This window comes from Sphingomonas morindae, assembly GCF_023822065.1.
In the GTDB taxonomy this organism is placed as follows: Bacteria; Pseudomonadota; Alphaproteobacteria; order Sphingomonadales; family Sphingomonadaceae; genus Solisphingomonas; species Solisphingomonas morindae.
In genome coordinates this window covers 2,967,197-2,981,117 of the sequence record NZ_CP084930.1, presented here as the reverse complement: position 1 = coordinate 2,981,117, position 13,921 = coordinate 2,967,197, and the positions used below count along the sequence as shown (strand labels likewise).

The window sequence follows — 13,921 nt, the reverse complement described above, 5'->3', positions numbered from 1 at the left end:
GCTCAGGCGGCGCGCGCATGCACATGCGCGTCGACGGGGCGATAGGCGATGCGCGGCGACAGCGGCGCGACGGACACCTCGACGACCGCATGATAGAGGTGCCGCTCGCTCTGCGCGAAGTGCAGCGCCGCCGCGAAGGAGATGAAACATCCCTCGAGCAATTTGCGGCTGTCCTGCACCAGCCAATGCCCGGCCCCATCCTGTCCTACGTACAGAATCGCGGGCCCTGGGTCCGGCTCCAATATCGTCGACGCCACCATCTTGCTTGACCTCGCTTGCTCGGGCCTGCCGCCCGGCCCCGAGCTACGGCGTCGGACATAGGCTTTCGAGAGCGAAGCCCGGCTTTCGCATATAGCCCGCATATAGCCGCCCCATGGCGCGCGGAGGCCGAGGAGACGAAAGGCCCGCGACCCCGGCTTGCCCTCCAAAGGGTGCGCGGCGACACGGACCGGCCGCTCGGTCGCGCGCATCGCCAGGCGTGGCGCCCGGCCCTCGCCCCCTCGTCCGGCGGTTGCAAGGCCAGCAGCCCGTCATCGATCGCTTCTTAGAGCCCTTGCTAATTAGTCTGTCAGCTAATATAGCGCCCCCATGGACAGCGTCTTCGATGCGCTCGCACACCCGACGCGCCGCCGGATCCTCGAGCTGCTGAAAGGCGGCGCCAGGACCGCCGGCGAGCTGGCCGATGCGTTCAGCGTCTCGAAGCCGACCATGTCCAATCACTTCGCCAAGCTGCGCGAAGCGGGCCTGATCCGCGCGGAGCAGCGCGGGACGTCGATCCTCTACACGATCAACCTCTCCGTGCTGGACGAAGTGGTCATGGGCTTCATGGGCCGGCTCGGGGTCGGCGAGAAAGAGGAATAGAGATGCGCTACCGTGCTCATATCGTCGCCTCGGTCGTCATCGTGCTCGCCCTGGCCGGCCTCGCCGCCGCCGCGCTCAGCTGGCTGCCGCCGGGCGCCCGGCTTCCCACGCACTGGGCTGCGGATGGCCGGCCCGACCGCAGCGCGGGCGCGGTGTTCGCGCTGTTCGGCCCGGTCGTGCTGACCGCGCTCCTCGCCGCCGCGATGGCGGCCATTCCGTACATCGAGCCGATGCAGCACCGGCTGGAGGCGAGCGCGCCTCTCTATCGCACCGCCTGGAGCGGCCTGCTGGCGATGATGGCCGTGGTCGAACTGATGGTGGCGGCGGGCGCTTTCGGCATCGCCCTGCCGGGCGGCACGCTGCTCGTCGCGCTCGGGCTCTTCCTGATCCTGCTCGGCAACGCCCTGCCCAAGTCGCGGCCCGGCTTTTTCGTGGGCATCCGAACGCCATGGACGCTCCACGATGAAGCCAACTGGATCGCGACGCACCGCTATGCCGCGCGCATCATGATCGCGGGTGGCGCGGCCTTGATCATGCTCGCGCTCGCGCCGATCGACCCGGGCGCGCGAACCGCTTTGGTGCGCGCGACCTTGCTTGTGATCGCGGCCAACCCCGTGATCTATTCCTTCTTCTTCTGGCGGCGCATTCGGAACGCATAGTGACCATAAGCGGGGCAGACTCGGCGTTCTCAGCGCCAAAGTTGCGCTGAACGTGTTTGGCTCGCGCCGCTACCCGGTCGAGCCCGGTCGATCCCTTAGCCGTTAAGGTCGGGACCGAACACCAGCGCCCCGATCCGGCTCAGCCCGGCCCCGCCCCGCCCGCCGCATCCGGCGGCGCGGCGGGGAGCCGCCCGGCGCGCAGCAGATCGAAGACATGCAGCCGCTCGGCCAGCACCAGCCGCCAGGGGGATGCCGGCGGCAGCGCGGCGGAAAGCGCCCGCCAGCTCTGCTCCGCCGCGAGCGGATCGCCCGATTCAAACCAGGCCAGCCCCTCGAAATAGGCCGCGCTCGGGTCGCTGCCGGCGACGGCGCGCGCGCGCTCGAAGGCCAGCAGCACCGCTGGCGTCATATGGCCGTCGGCGAGCACCAGCAGGCTGTGCGCATAGGCGACGCGCAGCGCCGCGTTGGCGGGATATTTCTCCACCGCGCGCGCCAGCACCGAAACCGCCGCGCCATCTTCCCCGGCGCGGGTCAGGCCATCGGCGAACACGGCCCATTGCGCCGGCTCGCCATAGACTTTGAGCAGCCGCTGATGCTCCACCATGAACAGCGTATCGGGGGCGAGCCCGCGCGAGGCGCGATCCTGGTGCGGCGCGCCCGGCAGATCGGGGCGCCCCTCCACGGCATAGCCCGCCGCCGCGACGAACAAGGCGGCGAGCGGCGGCAACAGCGCCGCGCCGCGCAGCCGCGCGCCCCAGAAAAGCCCGGCCATCGCCGCCGCGCCGAGCAGGAGGAAGACCAGCCACCCGCCCATCAGCGCCGCGTCCGCCGAAAGGCGCCGCGCGCCAGCCAGGCGCCCGCGATCAGCAGCAGCAGCGGCGCCGCCCAGAGCGGCCAGGTGAGCGCGGAGAGCGGCGGGTCATAGCTCACCCAGGCGCCGTAGCGCTCCACCATCCAGGCGCGCACCGCCGCGGGCCTGGCGCCGGCGGCGATGCGGTGGCGGACCAGCGCCCGCATGTCGCCGGCAAGATCGGCATCGCTGTCCGCGATCGACTGGCCCTGGCAGACGACGCAGCGCAGGCTTGCCATCAGCGCGCGCGCCTTGGCCTCCTGCGCGGGATCGGGCAGCTGGGTATAGGCGAGCGGATCCTGCGCCATCACCGGATCGGCGCGCGCGGGCGCGCGCGGGGCGAGCGCCGCCGCGGCCGCCGCCAGCGCAAGCGCGAGGGCGCCCCGGCTTCGCCGCCGCCTCATCGCGCCGCCCGCAGCTGCTCGAGAATGAGCGCGATCTGATCGGGCCCGATCGCGCCGATATGCTGGTAGCGGATCACGCCGCGCCCATCGATCACGAAGCTTTCGGGCACGCCCGAGGAACCGAGCGCCACCTGCAGCGCGGCGGCGTCGTCGCGCGCCACCATGGCATAGGGATTGCCGGTCTCGCGCAGAAAGGCCGCGAGATCCTGCGGCCGATCGCGGATCGCGACGCCGATGATCGGCACGCCCGCCGCGCGTAGCCGGCGGAGCTGCGGCGCCTCGGCCGCGCAGGGCACGCACCAGCTGGCGAAGAGATTGAGCAGATGCGGCCGCCCATCGGCCAGCGCCGCCGGGGTGAGCGGCGCGCCGCCCTCCGCCCGGGGCAGCGTGAAGCCGGGCAGCGGTTGGCCGATCAGCCGCGAGCGCACCACCGTTTCGTGCGGGTGGATCAGGCCGCCCGCCACCAGCGCCACGATCGCGACAAAGGCGATCAGCGGCAGCCACAGGAGCAGCCGCACGGTCTTCAACGCCATGGCGCAAATCCCTCCCGCTCGGGCGCGGGCCGGCGGCGCGGGCGCGCGCGGCCGATCAGCGCCAGCACGCCACCCAGCGCGATCAGCGCGCCGCCGGCCCAGATCAGCGTCACGAACGGCTTCCACCAGAGACGCACCTGCCAGCGGCCATCGGGCACGCGCTCGCCCAGGACGGTGTAGAGCTGGCCGTCCCACAGCGTCGCGATCGCGCTTTCGCTCGTCTGGCGGGGCGGCGTATCGAAGGTGCGCTGTTCGGGCGCGAGCCGCAGCGCCGCGCCGGCGCCGCCGCGTGTCGCCGCCAGCGTCGCCCGCACCGCCGTCCAGTTCGGCCCGGCGACGGGATCGACCGCGTCGAAGCGGACCGCGAAGGGGCCGACATGCAGCGTCTCGCCCGGGCGTGCGGCGGCCAGCGTCTCGGCGGAGAAGCCGCTCTCGCTCGCCATGCCCGCCAGGCTCACCGCGCAGCCCAGATGGGCGAGCACCATGCCCCAGGTGAACAGCGGGGTGCGGCGCAGGCGGCGGCCGGCCAAAGGCGCGACACTCGCCACCGCCAGGCCGGCGGCCAGCGTCAGGCCCAGCCGCGGCAGTATCGACAGATCCGGCGCGGCCCAGAAGGAGGCGAGCAGCGCCGCCGCCAGCACGAGCCCCGGAACCACGAGCCGCCGCGCCAGCGCGCGCGCCTCCTCGCGCCGCCAGCGCATCAGCGGCCCCGCCGCCATCGTCGCCACCAGCAGCAGCGCGAGCGGGCCCGCCGTCGCGTTGAAATAGGGCGGCCCGACCGACAGCTTCTCGCCCGTCAGCGCTTCCGCCGCGAGCGGATAGAGCGTGCCGATCAGCACCACGCCGAGCAGCGCCGAGAGAAGCAGATTATTGGCGACCAGCGCGCCCTCGCGGCTCACCGGTCGGAACTGCGCGCCCGCCTGCACGGTGGCGATGCGGGTGGCGAAGAGCGCCAGCGCGCCGCCGACATAGAAGGCGAGCAGCAGCAGGATCACCCCGCCGCGCCGGGGATCGAGCGCGAAGGCGTGGACGCTGGTGAGGATGCCCGAGCGGACGAGGAAAGTGCCGACCATGCTCATCGAGAAGGCCACCACCGCGAGCATCACCGTCCAGGCGCGCAGCCCGTCGCGCGTCGCCAGCACGGTGACCGAGTGGAGCAGCGCGGTCGCCGCCAGCCACGGCATCAGCGAGGCGTTCTCGGTCGGATCCCAGAACCACCAGCCGCCCCAGCCCAGCTCATAATAGGCCCAATAGCTGCCGGCGGTGATGCCGAGCGTGAGGAAGGTCCAGGCGCCCAGCACCCAGGGCCGCATCGCGCGCGCGAAGGCGGGCCCGACATCGCGCGCCAGCAGCGCCCCCACCGCGAAGGAAAAGGCCACCGACAGCCCGACATAGCCGACATAGAGAGTGGGCGGGTGGAAGGCGAGGCCGGGGTCCTGGAGCAGCGGGTTGAACCCCAGCCCCGCCGGGGCCGCCGGATCGAGCCGCGCGAAGGGATTGGACGCGAACAGCAGGAAGCCGAAAAAGCCGAGCGCGATCAGGCCCTGCGCACCGATGGTGGCGGCCAGCGTGGCGGCCGCGAGGCGGCGCTCGAACAGCGCCACCGCCGCCCCGGACACGGCGAGGATCGTCACCCAGAGCAGCATCGATCCTTCGTGATTGCCCCAGGCGCCCGCCACCCGGTACAGGAGCGGCAGCGTCGACGCGCTCTCCGCCGCCACCAGCCGCACCGACAGATCGGTGCGCGCGAACAGCAGCAGCAGCGCCGCGAAGGCCGCGAGCGTCGCCACCGCCTGGATGAGGCTGATCCCGCCGAGCAGCCGCGGCGGCGCCGGCGCGCGCAGCCCGGCAAAGCCCAGCACGGTCTGCAGCGCGGCGAAGCTGGCGGCGATCCACAGGGCGATCAGCCCGGCCTCGGCGATCATGACAGGCTGTCGCTCTTGTGCATGCCGCGCGCCGGCTCGGGCGGGCGGTAGCGCTCGTCATGCTTGGCGAGGATGGTGTCGGCGCGGAACTGGCCCGGCGCGGTGAAGCGGCCCTCGGCGATCACGCCCGAGCCGGGGCGGAACAGATCCGGCACGATGCCGGCATAGCGCACCGCCACCTCGGCGGCGCCGTCGGTCACGCGGAAGCCGATCTCGACGCCGTTGGCGGCGTGGGTGAGCGAGCCGGGCTTTACCACCCCGCCCAGCCGCACCACCCGGCCGGGGACGACATGGTCGCGCAGCGCATCGCTCGGCGAGTAGAAATAGCTGGCCTGGTCGCGCAGCGCCGACATGGCGAGCAAGGTCGCCCCGCCGAGCGCCGCGAGCGCCGCCAGCGCCAGCGCCAGCCGCTGGTTCTTGGCCTTCACCGGCGCGTCAGCCGCTCGGCGACGCGTTCGGCCCGGCGCATGGCGGCGAAGCTCGCGAGGGACAGCGCGCCGGTACCGGCGATCACCAGCGCATAGGCGGCGACGACGAAGGGCCAGGGATTCATGCCGCGAGCCGCCGCAGCCGCGCCTCGACCCGGGCGCGGGCGAGCGCGGCGCGCATCCGCATCAGCACCAGCGCGCCGAACAGCAGCGAGGCGCCGAGCACCGTCAGCGGCAGCGGCCAGAGCAGCGCCGGCGCGATGCTGGATCCGTTGAGCCCCAGGCTCTGGCCCTGATGCAGCGTCCGCCACCAAAGCACCGAGAAATGGATGATCGGCAGGTTGACCGCGCCGATCAGCCCGAACAGCGCCGCCGCGCGGCCATCGGCCCCCGCCTCGTCCAGCGCGCGGGCGAGCGCGATATAGCCGATATAGAGGAAGAGCAGCACCAGCATCGAGGTGAGCCGGCCATCCCATTCCCACCAGGTGCCCCAGGTCGGCCGGCCCCAGATCGATCCGGTGGCGAGGCAGAGAAAGGTGAACACCGCGCCGGGCACGGCCAGCGCGCGCGCGGCGACGCGGGCGAGCGGGTGGCGCCACACCAGTTCGGCCAGGCTGGCGGCGGCGATGCCGCTCCACCCGGCCATGCCGAGCCATGCCGCCGGCACATGGATATAGAGGATGCGCACCGTCTCGCCCTGGAGATAATCGGGCGGGGTGACGAACAGACCGCCGGCCATGCCCGCCAGCGCCAGCGCCGCGCCGAGCCAGCCGAGCCAGCCGGTGAGCGGACGCGCGATGCGCAGGAAACGGGCGGGGTTGGCGAGCAGATGCATGATCTCCGCCGCTTCTTACGCGAGCGGCGCGGCGCGGGGAAGCCGCTTGCGCGCCCGCCCCGCCCGCCCCGTCGCGCGGTGCCCGATCAGCGCCCGATCAGCTTCTGGGCCAAACGGTCGGCCACGATCGCGGCGGGATCGCCGGTGGCGGCGCTTTCCTCCCAGATCCGGTCGAGCCGGCCGGGGATCTCGGCGATCCGGCTCTCCACCTCGGCGCGATCGCCCTGGCCGAGATATTCCAGCCCGACATTGATGATGCCGCCGGCATTGATGACGTAATCGGGCGCGTAGACGATGCCGCGCTGGTGGATGCGCCAGCCATCCTCGGGGGTGGCGAGCTGGTTGTTGGCGCCGCCGGCCACCACCGGCGCCTGGAGCGCGGCGATGCTGCCGGCATCGAGCACCGCGCCGAGCGCGCAGGGGCTCACCACGTCCGCCGCGACGGACAGGATGGCATCGGCCGCCACCGTCTCCGCGCCGAGTTCGGCGGCGAGCGCCGCCGCGCGATCGGCATGGACATCGGCGAGCGTCAGCCGGGCGCCGTCGCGCGCGAGCAGCCGCGCGAGCCCGCCGCCGACCGAGCCGACCCCCTGGATGGCGACGTGGACGCCCGCCATGTCGGCGCGGCCGAGCCCGCGGCGGACGGCGGCGCGCACGCCGAGATAGACGCCGAGCGCGGTGAAGGGGCCGGGATCGCCGCCGGCATCGCCATGGCCCGCGACCGGCAGGCCGGAGACGTAGCGCGTCGCGCGGGCGATCTCGACCATGTCGCGATCCGAGATGCCGACATCCTCGGCGGTGACGTAGCGGCCGCCGAGCGACTCGACCGCGCGCCCGAAGGCGGCGAGCAGTTCGGGCGTCTTGGGGCGCGCGGCATCCGCCAGGATCACTGCCTTGCCGCCGCCGATCGGCAGGCCGGCCATGGCGTTCTTGAAGCTCATCCCGCGCGACAGGCGCAGCGCGTCGGTCACCGCCTCCTCGGCGCGGGCATAGGACCAGTAGCGGCAGCCGCCGGCCGCCGGGCCGAGCACGGTGGAGTGGATGGCGATGATGGCCGCCAGCCCCGTTGCGGCGTCGTGGAAGAAATGCACGGCTTCGTGCGCGTCGTAATCGGGATAATCCCAAGGCGCCATCGGGGGTTCACTCACCGGCCGGGAGCTGCGAGAGACCCTGAGCGGGCCCGGCCCATACCAACCCGGATCACCGGCGGCGGATCGGCGGAAAATGGGGCGATCGACGGGGATTGAACCCGCAACCTCCGGTACCACAAACCGGCGCTCTAACCAATTGAGCTACGATCGCCACGTCCGACTGCGCGGCGAGAGCGCCATAGGGGGGCGGCCCGGCCCGGTCAAGCCTTGCGCGTCGCGGCGCCGGAGCAGGCGCGCCGCGCGGCCGCCGCCGCACCCTGCGGCAAATCCTTAGTCGGGCCATCCCGCCCCGCACGATCGGCGGAACGGGCCGCAGCGGGGGCGGCCAGCGGCCGCCGCGCCCTCCGGGACCCTTGCGCCGCGGCCACGCGGCGGCCGGAGGATGGCCAACCAAATCGGGCATTTATCCGCGCCCTTGCGGGGATCGCCCCGCCGCCCCGCATCGTCGAGGCGCCCGCCTCCCGGACAGGGCGCTGGCGCGCGGCGGCGCCAGCCTCTAGGAAAGCGGACGGGTCCGGCGCCGCCGGCCTGCGTGTGCCCCGCCTTGCCGGGGGCGCGCTTTTTGGCGATCCTGGATCATCGCCCTTCTGGATCGCACCCCCACGCATGAAGCTCATGACCCGGGCGCGCGCCGCGCCCAGCCTCGCTCCGGGCCGCCGCCTCTACGCCATCGGCGACGTGCATGGCCGGCTGGACCTGCTGCAGGATCTGATCGCGGCGATCCGCCAGGACAATGCCGCGCGGCCGCCGGCCCAGGCCGGGGTGGTGCTGCTCGGCGATCTGATCGATCGCGGGCCGGAGTCGCGCGGCGTGCTGCGCTTCGCCATGGAGCCGCCGCGCGATCTCCAGCTGATGGCGCTGAAAGGCAATCACGAGGCGGTGCTGCTCGACATTCTCGAGGGCGAGCATGGCCTGCTGCCCGCCTGGATGCGGATGGGCGGGCTGGCGGCGCTGGCGAGCTGGGGCGTGGACCCGGCCTATGCCGAGACGGCGCCGCTGGATCATCTGGCGGAGCGGCTGCGCGATGTCGTCACCGCGCGCGAATATCAGTATCTCAAGAAGATGCGCTCGATGCTGGTGGTGGACCGCCATGTCTTCGTCCATGCCGGGATCCGCCCCGGCGTTCCGCTCAAGCGCCAGAAGGACGAGGATCTTCTCTGGATCCGCAAGGATTTTCTGGAAAGCTCCCGCGCGCTCGGCCTGGTCGTGGTGCATGGCCATTCGGTGACCAGCACGGTGGCGCTGGACGGCGCGCGCATCAATGTCGATACCGGCGCCTATGCCAGCGACACGCTCTCGGCCGTCGGGCTGGAGGGAAGCGAACGCTGGCTGTTGCAAAGCGGCAGCGGGGCTGCGAAGCAGGGCTAGGGAAGATGCCGGGCGAAGGAGGCTCGTCTCGTCAGCCGGGGGCGACACCAGGGCGACATGGGACGCGCATCCGCGTCGACACTCAAGCGATCAGGTGAAGCCATGACCGACATCCACAAGCCGGCCCTGGAGCACGCGCACCAGACTGCGCCTACCCGTCACGCGCGCCCGCGCCGCGTCGTCATCATCGTCGAGAATCTCGCCCTGCCGTTCGATCGCCGCGTGTGGCAGGAATGCCAGGCGCTGCGCGACGCCGGCTGGGAGGTATCCGCCATCTGCCCGGTGAGCGACCGCCATCCCGAGCGCCACGAGATCATCGACGGGATCGAGATCTTCCGCCACCCGCTGCCGCTGGAGGCGCGCGGCAAGGCCGCCTTCCTGCTCGAATATGGCAGCGCGCTGTGGCACGAGAGCCGGCTGCTCTTCCACATCGCGCGCAAGAAGGGCTTCGACGTCATCCAGGCGTGCAACCCGCCGGATCTGATGTTCCTCGTCGCCCTGCCCTACAAGCTGTTCGGCAAGCGCTTCGTGTTCGATCATCACGACAGCGCGCCCTCGCTCTATGTCGCCAAATATGGCGACGAGGGCCCCTTCTACAAATTGCTGCGGCTGTTCGAGTGGATGACCTTCAAGGTCGCCGACCGCATCGTCACCGCCAATGAGAGCTATCGCGAAAACGCCATCGCTCGCGGCAAGCGCCGCGCCGACGAGGTGACCTCGGTGTATAGCGTGCCCGACACGCGCCGCATCCGGCGGGTCGCGCCCGATCCGGTGCTGCGCGGCAATGCCCGCGTCGTGCTCGGCTATGTCGGCATCATCGGCGATCAGGACGGGGTGGATCATCTGGTCCGCATGGTCGCCGCCCTGGTCGCGCAGGGCGCGGCGGATGGCGTGCGCGCGGTGGTGGTGGGCGATGGCCCCGCGCTCGCCTCGGTGCGCGCGCTGGCGGCCGAGCTCAATCTCGGCGCGCATATCCATTTCACCGGCTATCTAAGCGGCGAGGCGCTGATGGCGGCGCTGTCCAGCTTCGACATCGGCATCATTCCCGATCCGGTCAATCCGTACAATGACAAGATCAGCATGAACAAGGTGTTCGAATATTCGGCGCTGGGCGTGCCTTCGGTCGCCTATAATCTGGCCGAGACGCGGCGGCTGCTAGGCGATACCGCCAGCTATGCCGATGACGCCACCCCCGAAGGCCTGGCGCGCGCCTGCCTGCCGCTGATCCAGGACGAGGCGCATCGCCACGCCGCCGGCGCCGCCGCCAAGGCGCTGGCCGACGCCAAGTTCATCTGGGACAAGGAAGCCGCCAAATTCGTCGGCGTCTATGACGCGCTGCTCCCGGCCGAGCCGCGCGCGGTGGCGGCGGCGCGCGGCTGAGCGCGCGCGGATCGCGGCGGGCGGGCCGATCCCGCCCCGCCGCGATGCCGGGCGGCCGAACCGGAGCGGGCCGCGCGGAAGATCAGGCGGCGGGCGCGCCCGGCTGGCCGGCGAGCTGCGGCTGCCAGCTGCGCACGCTGCCCAGCCGATACCAGTGCATCGGATCGCGTTCGGACTGGATGCTCACCCAGCTGTAGCGGGTCTTGTCCCAGCGGCTGATATAGGGGGTGCGGCTGTCGAGCACGAAGTCGCCATCGGCGAGCCGCGCGAGCAGCACCGCATGCAGACCGGCCGAGGGCAGATAGGCGACGGCGAAGCGCAGCCGCGCGGGATCGAAGCCGGCGGCGATCAGCTCGTAGCGCTTCTCGATCGCGAGATCCTCGCAATCGCCCTGCGCCTGGGGGCCGACGCCGCTGCGCTGCCAATATTCGCCCCGGCCATAGACCTGATCGTCGGTACGCTGGCGTACATGCTGGTTGACGTTGCGATTGACCTGCCGGAGCAGGTGCATATCGGCGCCGGCGCCGCCCTCCTCGCCGGCATGCGCGAGGAAGCGGGCCGCCTGGTAGCGGACGGGCGAGGTCACCCCGCCCGTCACCAGATCGCTGCCCGTGGCGGGCGCCGCGGGCGCGGCCGCGCAGAAGGTGGCATCCCGCTGGCACATCTCAAGAAAGCCGCGCGGCGCCTCGTTGCTGCTGCCGACCGGCATGAAGGGAATATCGGCGGCATGGGCCGCGCCGCACGCCATCAAGAGCCCCGAAGCCAGGCCAATCGTCCATGATTTCCGTCGCATAAGGGCCTCCTGTCGGAAGCTTCTCTGCGGCCTGGGGCTTTTAGCTCGGGTGGATGTTTGTGGTTAACTTTCGGTTCTCCACAGGTTGACCCCATCTGCGCCAAAGGGAGACAAAGGAGCGTCGCTGTTGCAACGCAGCACTTCACCTCGGCGCGCGATCGTGCCATGGTCCCACCGCGATGCGCATCGACTTGGAGGATTGCTAGTGACGAAGCCCTTGCGCGCCTATCTTCTGGCGCTGGCAGCGTTTTTCCTGTCGGCCACGCCCATGCTCGCGCAGGCGCAGGCGCCTGTCGCGGCCGCCCCGGCCGGCGACTCCGCGCCCGGCCCGGACGCGGCGTCCGGCCCCGCCGGCTACCGGCTCGGCAATGCCGATCGCGTACGTGTCACCGTCTATAATGAGCCCGATCTTTCGGGTGAGTTCACCGTGGGTTCCAACGGCGTCCTGTCGCTGCCGCTGATCGGCGAGGTGCCGGTGCTCGGCCAGACCTCGAGCGAGGCCGCCAGCAAGATCGAGACCAAGCTGCGCGACGGCTATCTCAAGGATCCGCACGTCGCGCTCGAGGTGCTCAGCTTCCGCCCCTTCTATATTCTGGGCGAAGTCACCAAGCCGGGCGAATATCCCTATTCCGAGGGGCTGACGGTGCAGAAGGCCGTCGCCACGGCCGAGGGCTTCACCTACCGCGCGAACCAGCGGAAGGTCTATATCAAGCGGGCCGGATCGGATGTCGAGAAGGCGGAGCCGCTGACTCCGTCGCTCGCGGTCGGGCCGGGGGACCAAATTCGCGTGGTCGAGCGTTACTTCTGAGTTTTTAGCGCTACTTACGTGTTTTTGGTAGGTGTCGGCGTCGACGGCGGGCCCGGATGGGCCTTCGGACAGATCCAAGGGAGGCTATCGATGAAGCTCAAGCAGATCCTGGTAGGCGTGGCGATGACGAGCATGGTGGGGACGGCCATGGCGATCCCGCCGGCGCTCTATGGCGGCCCGGCGCAGATCACCGGCGCGGCGCCGGCCTTCGCGCCCGGCCCGGGCTTCGTCGCCGATCAGGGCCCGGCCGATCCGGCCGCCGTGGCGGCGCTGCGCGAGTCGATCAACCGCGCCATTGCCGGCGTGCCCGCCGATGCCTCGCAGACGGACATCGAGGCGGCGCTCGTCTTCGCCATCGACCAGGCCAACCAGCCCATGTCGGTTGTCCTCGCCGCGCTCGAGCCGGTCGACGGCCAGACGCTCAGCGCCTCGGCCGAGGCGGCGCTCCGCGCGATCCGCGCCACGCGCGGCCGGCTCGCCCGCGGTACCGGCGCCATCGCCGGCGGCCCGGACATCAGCGTGGCGTTCGGCCCCGATTACGCGATCGACGGCGGGGCCTCGGATTATGTGCGCGGCTAAATAGACCCCGCGAAACGAACAAAAAATAAGACGCAGGGAGTTTGATTATGGTCCGTCGTCTCGTCGCGCGTGGCGCGGCTGCCCTCTCCTTTGCCTGCGTGGGAAGCGGCGCGTTCGCGCAGCTGACCACGCCGGTGCTCCAGCCGGTGATCCCGTTCAACTATGACCGGGGTCGCAACGTCTCCGTCACCGAGCGGGACCGGCCGGAATACACCGCCATCGGCATCCAGGCGGGCAGCTTCTCGCTCTATCCGCGGCTCGATCTCGGCACCGGTTTCACGACCAACGCCTTCCAGACCGATCTGAAGAAGCGCAGCTCGGCCTATTTCACCATCGTTCCCGAGCTGAAGGTCGTCTCCGACTGGTCGCGCAACAGCCTGCAGTTCGCCGCGGGCGGGGATCTGCGCCGCTACACCGCGCAGCCCGTGCGCGACCAGGATGGCTGGCATGTCGGCACCACCAGCCGCTTCGACATCGGCTCGGACAGCAGCCTCTCGGCCTCGGCCTCGACCGCGCGGCAATATGAGACCCGCTTTTCGGGCGCGACGCCGGCCGACGTCTCCTCGGCGGTGCCCTATCAGCTGACCAACGGCCAGCTGACCGCCACCTCGGTGCAGGGCCGCTTCCGCTTCGTCGGCATCGGCGATTTCACCACGCTGGGCTTCAGGCCGATCACCACCCTGGCCGGCGACACCCGCGACCAGTCCTTCCGCGACCGCCACGCCACCACGGCCACGGCGCAGGTGGAATATGCGGTGACGCCGTCCATCTCCACCTTCGTCCAGGGCGGCTTCACGCGCACCTTCTATATCAGCGCGGTGCCCGGCAGCTCGGACGACCGCACCTCCAAGCAATGGCGGGCGATCGCCGGCGTCAGCATGGATCTGTCGGCGCTGGTGCGGGGCAGCTTCGGCATCGGCTATAGCCGCCGCACCTATAATTCGCCGCTCTACCAGCGGGTGCAGGGCCTCTCCTTCGAGGGCCGGCTCGAATATTTCATGACCCAGCTCACCACCTTCACCCTGGCCGCGCGGCGCGTGATCCAGGATTCGCAGGTCGTGAACAGCTCGGGCTTCTTCAACACCGGCGTGGGCGGCCGCGTCGACCACGAGCTGCTGCGCAACCTGATCCTCACCGCCGGCGCGGATTATGAGCAGGATTCCTACCGCGGCATCGACGCGACCGCGAAGGTCTTTGCGGTCAATGGCGGCGCGCGCTATCTTATCAGCCGCACGCTGGGCATCGCCGGAACGGTGACCTATGGACGGCGCCGCAATGACGGCGTGTCGGTCGGGCCGGTGTTCGGCGAGACGAGCGGCTTGTTGACCGTCTTTGTGCAGAAGTGAC

General features: G+C 71.1%; 17 protein-coding genes and 1 tRNA gene. 7 read left to right on the top strand and 11 right to left on the bottom strand.

The window, feature by feature from the left end:
* Positions 1-2: 2 nt before the first annotated feature.
* Positions 3-179, bottom strand: coding sequence for a hypothetical protein (locus LHA26_RS14495; protein WP_252166298.1), 177 nt, complete (start codon positions 177-179; stop codon positions 3-5).
* A 409-nt stretch (positions 180-588) separates the two neighbouring features.
* On the opposite strand from LHA26_RS14495, the gene LHA26_RS14490 reads away from it, so the two are divergent.
* Positions 589-861 (top strand): metalloregulator ArsR/SmtB family transcription factor, encoded by a 273-nt coding sequence (locus LHA26_RS14490; RefSeq protein ID WP_252166297.1) that lies wholly within the window; start codon positions 589-591, stop codon positions 859-861.
* A gap of 2 nt (positions 862-863) precedes the next feature.
* A complete protein-coding gene (locus LHA26_RS14485; RefSeq protein WP_252166296.1) occupies positions 864-1,520 on the top strand; it encodes an SdpI family protein in 657 nt (218 codons plus the stop codon).
* Positions 1,521-1,659: 139 nt separating this feature from the next.
* Here the strand turns inward: LHA26_RS14485 and LHA26_RS14480 are convergent, their stop codons facing one another.
* The 9 genes from LHA26_RS14480 to LHA26_RS14445 all read right to left on the bottom strand — a co-directional run bounded on the left by LHA26_RS14480 (position 1,660) and on the right by LHA26_RS14445 (position 7,797).
* On the bottom strand, positions 1,660-2,334 hold the full coding sequence (locus LHA26_RS14480) for a tetratricopeptide repeat protein (RefSeq protein WP_252166295.1): 675 nt from the start codon (positions 2,332-2,334) through the stop codon (positions 1,660-1,662).
* On the bottom strand, positions 2,334-2,774 hold the full coding sequence (locus tag LHA26_RS14475) for a cytochrome c-type biogenesis protein (RefSeq protein ID WP_437441220.1): 441 nt from the start codon (positions 2,772-2,774) through the stop codon (positions 2,334-2,336). The genes LHA26_RS14480 and LHA26_RS14475 overlap by 1 nt, the downstream gene beginning before the upstream one ends.
* The gene (locus LHA26_RS14470; RefSeq protein ID WP_252166294.1) at positions 2,771-3,307 is read right to left on the bottom strand and encodes a redoxin family protein; all 537 of its coding nucleotides are present in this window, start codon (positions 3,305-3,307) and stop codon (positions 2,771-2,773) included. Before LHA26_RS14470 ends, LHA26_RS14475 begins: the two co-directional genes overlap by 4 nt.
* Entirely contained in the window at positions 3,298-5,232 is a 1,935-nt protein-coding gene (locus tag LHA26_RS14465; RefSeq protein ID WP_252166293.1) for a heme lyase CcmF/NrfE family subunit, read from the bottom strand. The genes LHA26_RS14470 and LHA26_RS14465 overlap by 10 nt, the downstream gene beginning before the upstream one ends.
* Positions 5,229-5,660: a cytochrome c maturation protein CcmE gene (gene ccmE, locus LHA26_RS14460; RefSeq protein ID WP_252166292.1), complete on the bottom strand. Its 432-nt coding sequence runs from the start codon at positions 5,658-5,660 to the stop codon at positions 5,229-5,231. The genes LHA26_RS14465 and ccmE overlap by 4 nt, the downstream gene beginning before the upstream one ends.
* Positions 5,657-5,785 carry a hypothetical protein gene (locus tag LHA26_RS20080; protein ID WP_302898015.1) on the bottom strand — a complete coding sequence of 43 codons (129 nt, stop codon included), beginning with the start codon at positions 5,783-5,785 and terminating at the stop codon, positions 5,657-5,659. The genes ccmE and LHA26_RS20080 overlap by 4 nt, the downstream gene beginning before the upstream one ends.
* Positions 5,782-6,495 (bottom strand): heme ABC transporter permease CcmC, encoded by a 714-nt coding sequence (gene ccmC, locus LHA26_RS14455; RefSeq protein WP_252166291.1) that lies wholly within the window; start codon positions 6,493-6,495, stop codon positions 5,782-5,784. The genes LHA26_RS20080 and ccmC overlap by 4 nt, the downstream gene beginning before the upstream one ends.
* A gap of 86 nt (positions 6,496-6,581) precedes the next feature.
* Positions 6,582-7,628, bottom strand: a complete 1,047-nt coding sequence (locus LHA26_RS14450) for a Glu/Leu/Phe/Val family dehydrogenase (RefSeq protein ID WP_252166290.1) — start codon at positions 7,626-7,628, stop codon at positions 6,582-6,584.
* A gap of 92 nt (positions 7,629-7,720) precedes the next feature.
* A tRNA-His gene (locus LHA26_RS14445) sits at positions 7,721-7,797 on the bottom strand.
* Between the two features lie 455 nt (positions 7,798-8,252).
* On the opposite strand from LHA26_RS14445, the gene LHA26_RS14440 reads away from it, so the two are divergent.
* On the top strand, positions 8,253-9,014 hold the full coding sequence (locus LHA26_RS14440) for a metallophosphoesterase (protein WP_252166289.1): 762 nt from the start codon (positions 8,253-8,255) through the stop codon (positions 9,012-9,014).
* A gap of 102 nt (positions 9,015-9,116) precedes the next feature.
* A complete protein-coding gene (locus tag LHA26_RS14435) occupies positions 9,117-10,394 on the top strand; it encodes a glycosyltransferase family 4 protein (RefSeq protein ID WP_252166288.1) in 1,278 nt (425 codons plus the stop codon).
* A gap of 82 nt (positions 10,395-10,476) precedes the next feature.
* Here the strand turns inward: LHA26_RS14435 and LHA26_RS14430 are convergent, their stop codons facing one another.
* The gene (locus LHA26_RS14430; protein ID WP_252166287.1) at positions 10,477-11,142 is read right to left on the bottom strand and encodes a transglutaminase-like cysteine peptidase; all 666 of its coding nucleotides are present in this window, start codon (positions 11,140-11,142) and stop codon (positions 10,477-10,479) included.
* A gap of 250 nt (positions 11,143-11,392) precedes the next feature.
* On the opposite strand from LHA26_RS14430, the gene LHA26_RS14425 reads away from it, so the two are divergent.
* The 3 genes from LHA26_RS14425 to LHA26_RS14415 all read left to right on the top strand — a co-directional run bounded on the left by LHA26_RS14425 (position 11,393) and on the right by LHA26_RS14415 (position 13,920).
* Positions 11,393-11,995 carry a polysaccharide biosynthesis/export family protein gene (locus LHA26_RS14425; protein ID WP_252166286.1) on the top strand — a complete coding sequence of 201 codons (603 nt, stop codon included), beginning with the start codon at positions 11,393-11,395 and terminating at the stop codon, positions 11,993-11,995.
* Positions 11,996-12,085: 90 nt separating this feature from the next.
* Entirely contained in the window at positions 12,086-12,574 is a 489-nt protein-coding gene (locus tag LHA26_RS14420) for a hypothetical protein (RefSeq protein ID WP_252166285.1), read from the top strand.
* A 47-nt stretch (positions 12,575-12,621) separates the two neighbouring features.
* The gene (locus tag LHA26_RS14415) at positions 12,622-13,920 is read left to right on the top strand and encodes an outer membrane beta-barrel protein (protein WP_252166284.1); all 1,299 of its coding nucleotides are present in this window, start codon (positions 12,622-12,624) and stop codon (positions 13,918-13,920) included.
* The last annotated feature ends 1 nt before the right edge of the window (position 13,921 follow it).

Coding starts and splice junctions, on each gene's coding strand:
- LHA26_RS20080 (WP_302898015.1), bottom strand. CDS start 5,785: ATGAATCCCTGGCCCTTCGTCGTCGCCGCCTATGCGCTGGTGATCGCC.
- LHA26_RS14430 (WP_252166287.1), bottom strand. CDS start 11,142: ATGGCGTGCGGCGCGGCCCATGCCGCCGATATTCCCTTCATGCCGGTC.
- LHA26_RS14465 (WP_252166293.1), bottom strand. CDS start 5,232: ATGATCGCCGAGGCCGGGCTGATCGCCCTGTGGATCGCCGCCAGCTTC.
- LHA26_RS14435 (WP_252166288.1), top strand. CDS start 9,117: ATGACCGACATCCACAAGCCGGCCCTGGAGCACGCGCACCAGACTGCG.
- LHA26_RS14480 (WP_252166295.1), bottom strand. CDS start 2,334: ATGGGCGGGTGGCTGGTCTTCCTCCTGCTCGGCGCGGCGGCGATGGCC.
- LHA26_RS14420 (WP_252166285.1), top strand. CDS start 12,086: ATGAAGCTCAAGCAGATCCTGGTAGGCGTGGCGATGACGAGCATGGTG.
- LHA26_RS14475 (WP_437441220.1), bottom strand. CDS start 2,774: ATGAGGCGGCGGCGAAGCCGGGGCGCCCTCGCGCTTGCGCTGGCGGCG.
- LHA26_RS14470 (WP_252166294.1), bottom strand. CDS start 3,307: ATGGCGTTGAAGACCGTGCGGCTGCTCCTGTGGCTGCCGCTGATCGCC.
- LHA26_RS14440 (WP_252166289.1), top strand. CDS start 8,253: ATGAAGCTCATGACCCGGGCGCGCGCCGCGCCCAGCCTCGCTCCGGGC.
- LHA26_RS14450 (WP_252166290.1), bottom strand. CDS start 7,628: ATGGCGCCTTGGGATTATCCCGATTACGACGCGCACGAAGCCGTGCAT.
- ccmC (WP_252166291.1), bottom strand. CDS start 6,495: ATGCATCTGCTCGCCAACCCCGCCCGTTTCCTGCGCATCGCGCGTCCG.
- LHA26_RS14485 (WP_252166296.1), top strand. CDS start 864: ATGCGCTACCGTGCTCATATCGTCGCCTCGGTCGTCATCGTGCTCGCC.
- LHA26_RS14490 (WP_252166297.1), top strand. CDS start 589: ATGGACAGCGTCTTCGATGCGCTCGCACACCCGACGCGCCGCCGGATC.
- LHA26_RS14415 (WP_252166284.1), top strand. CDS start 12,622: ATGGTCCGTCGTCTCGTCGCGCGTGGCGCGGCTGCCCTCTCCTTTGCC.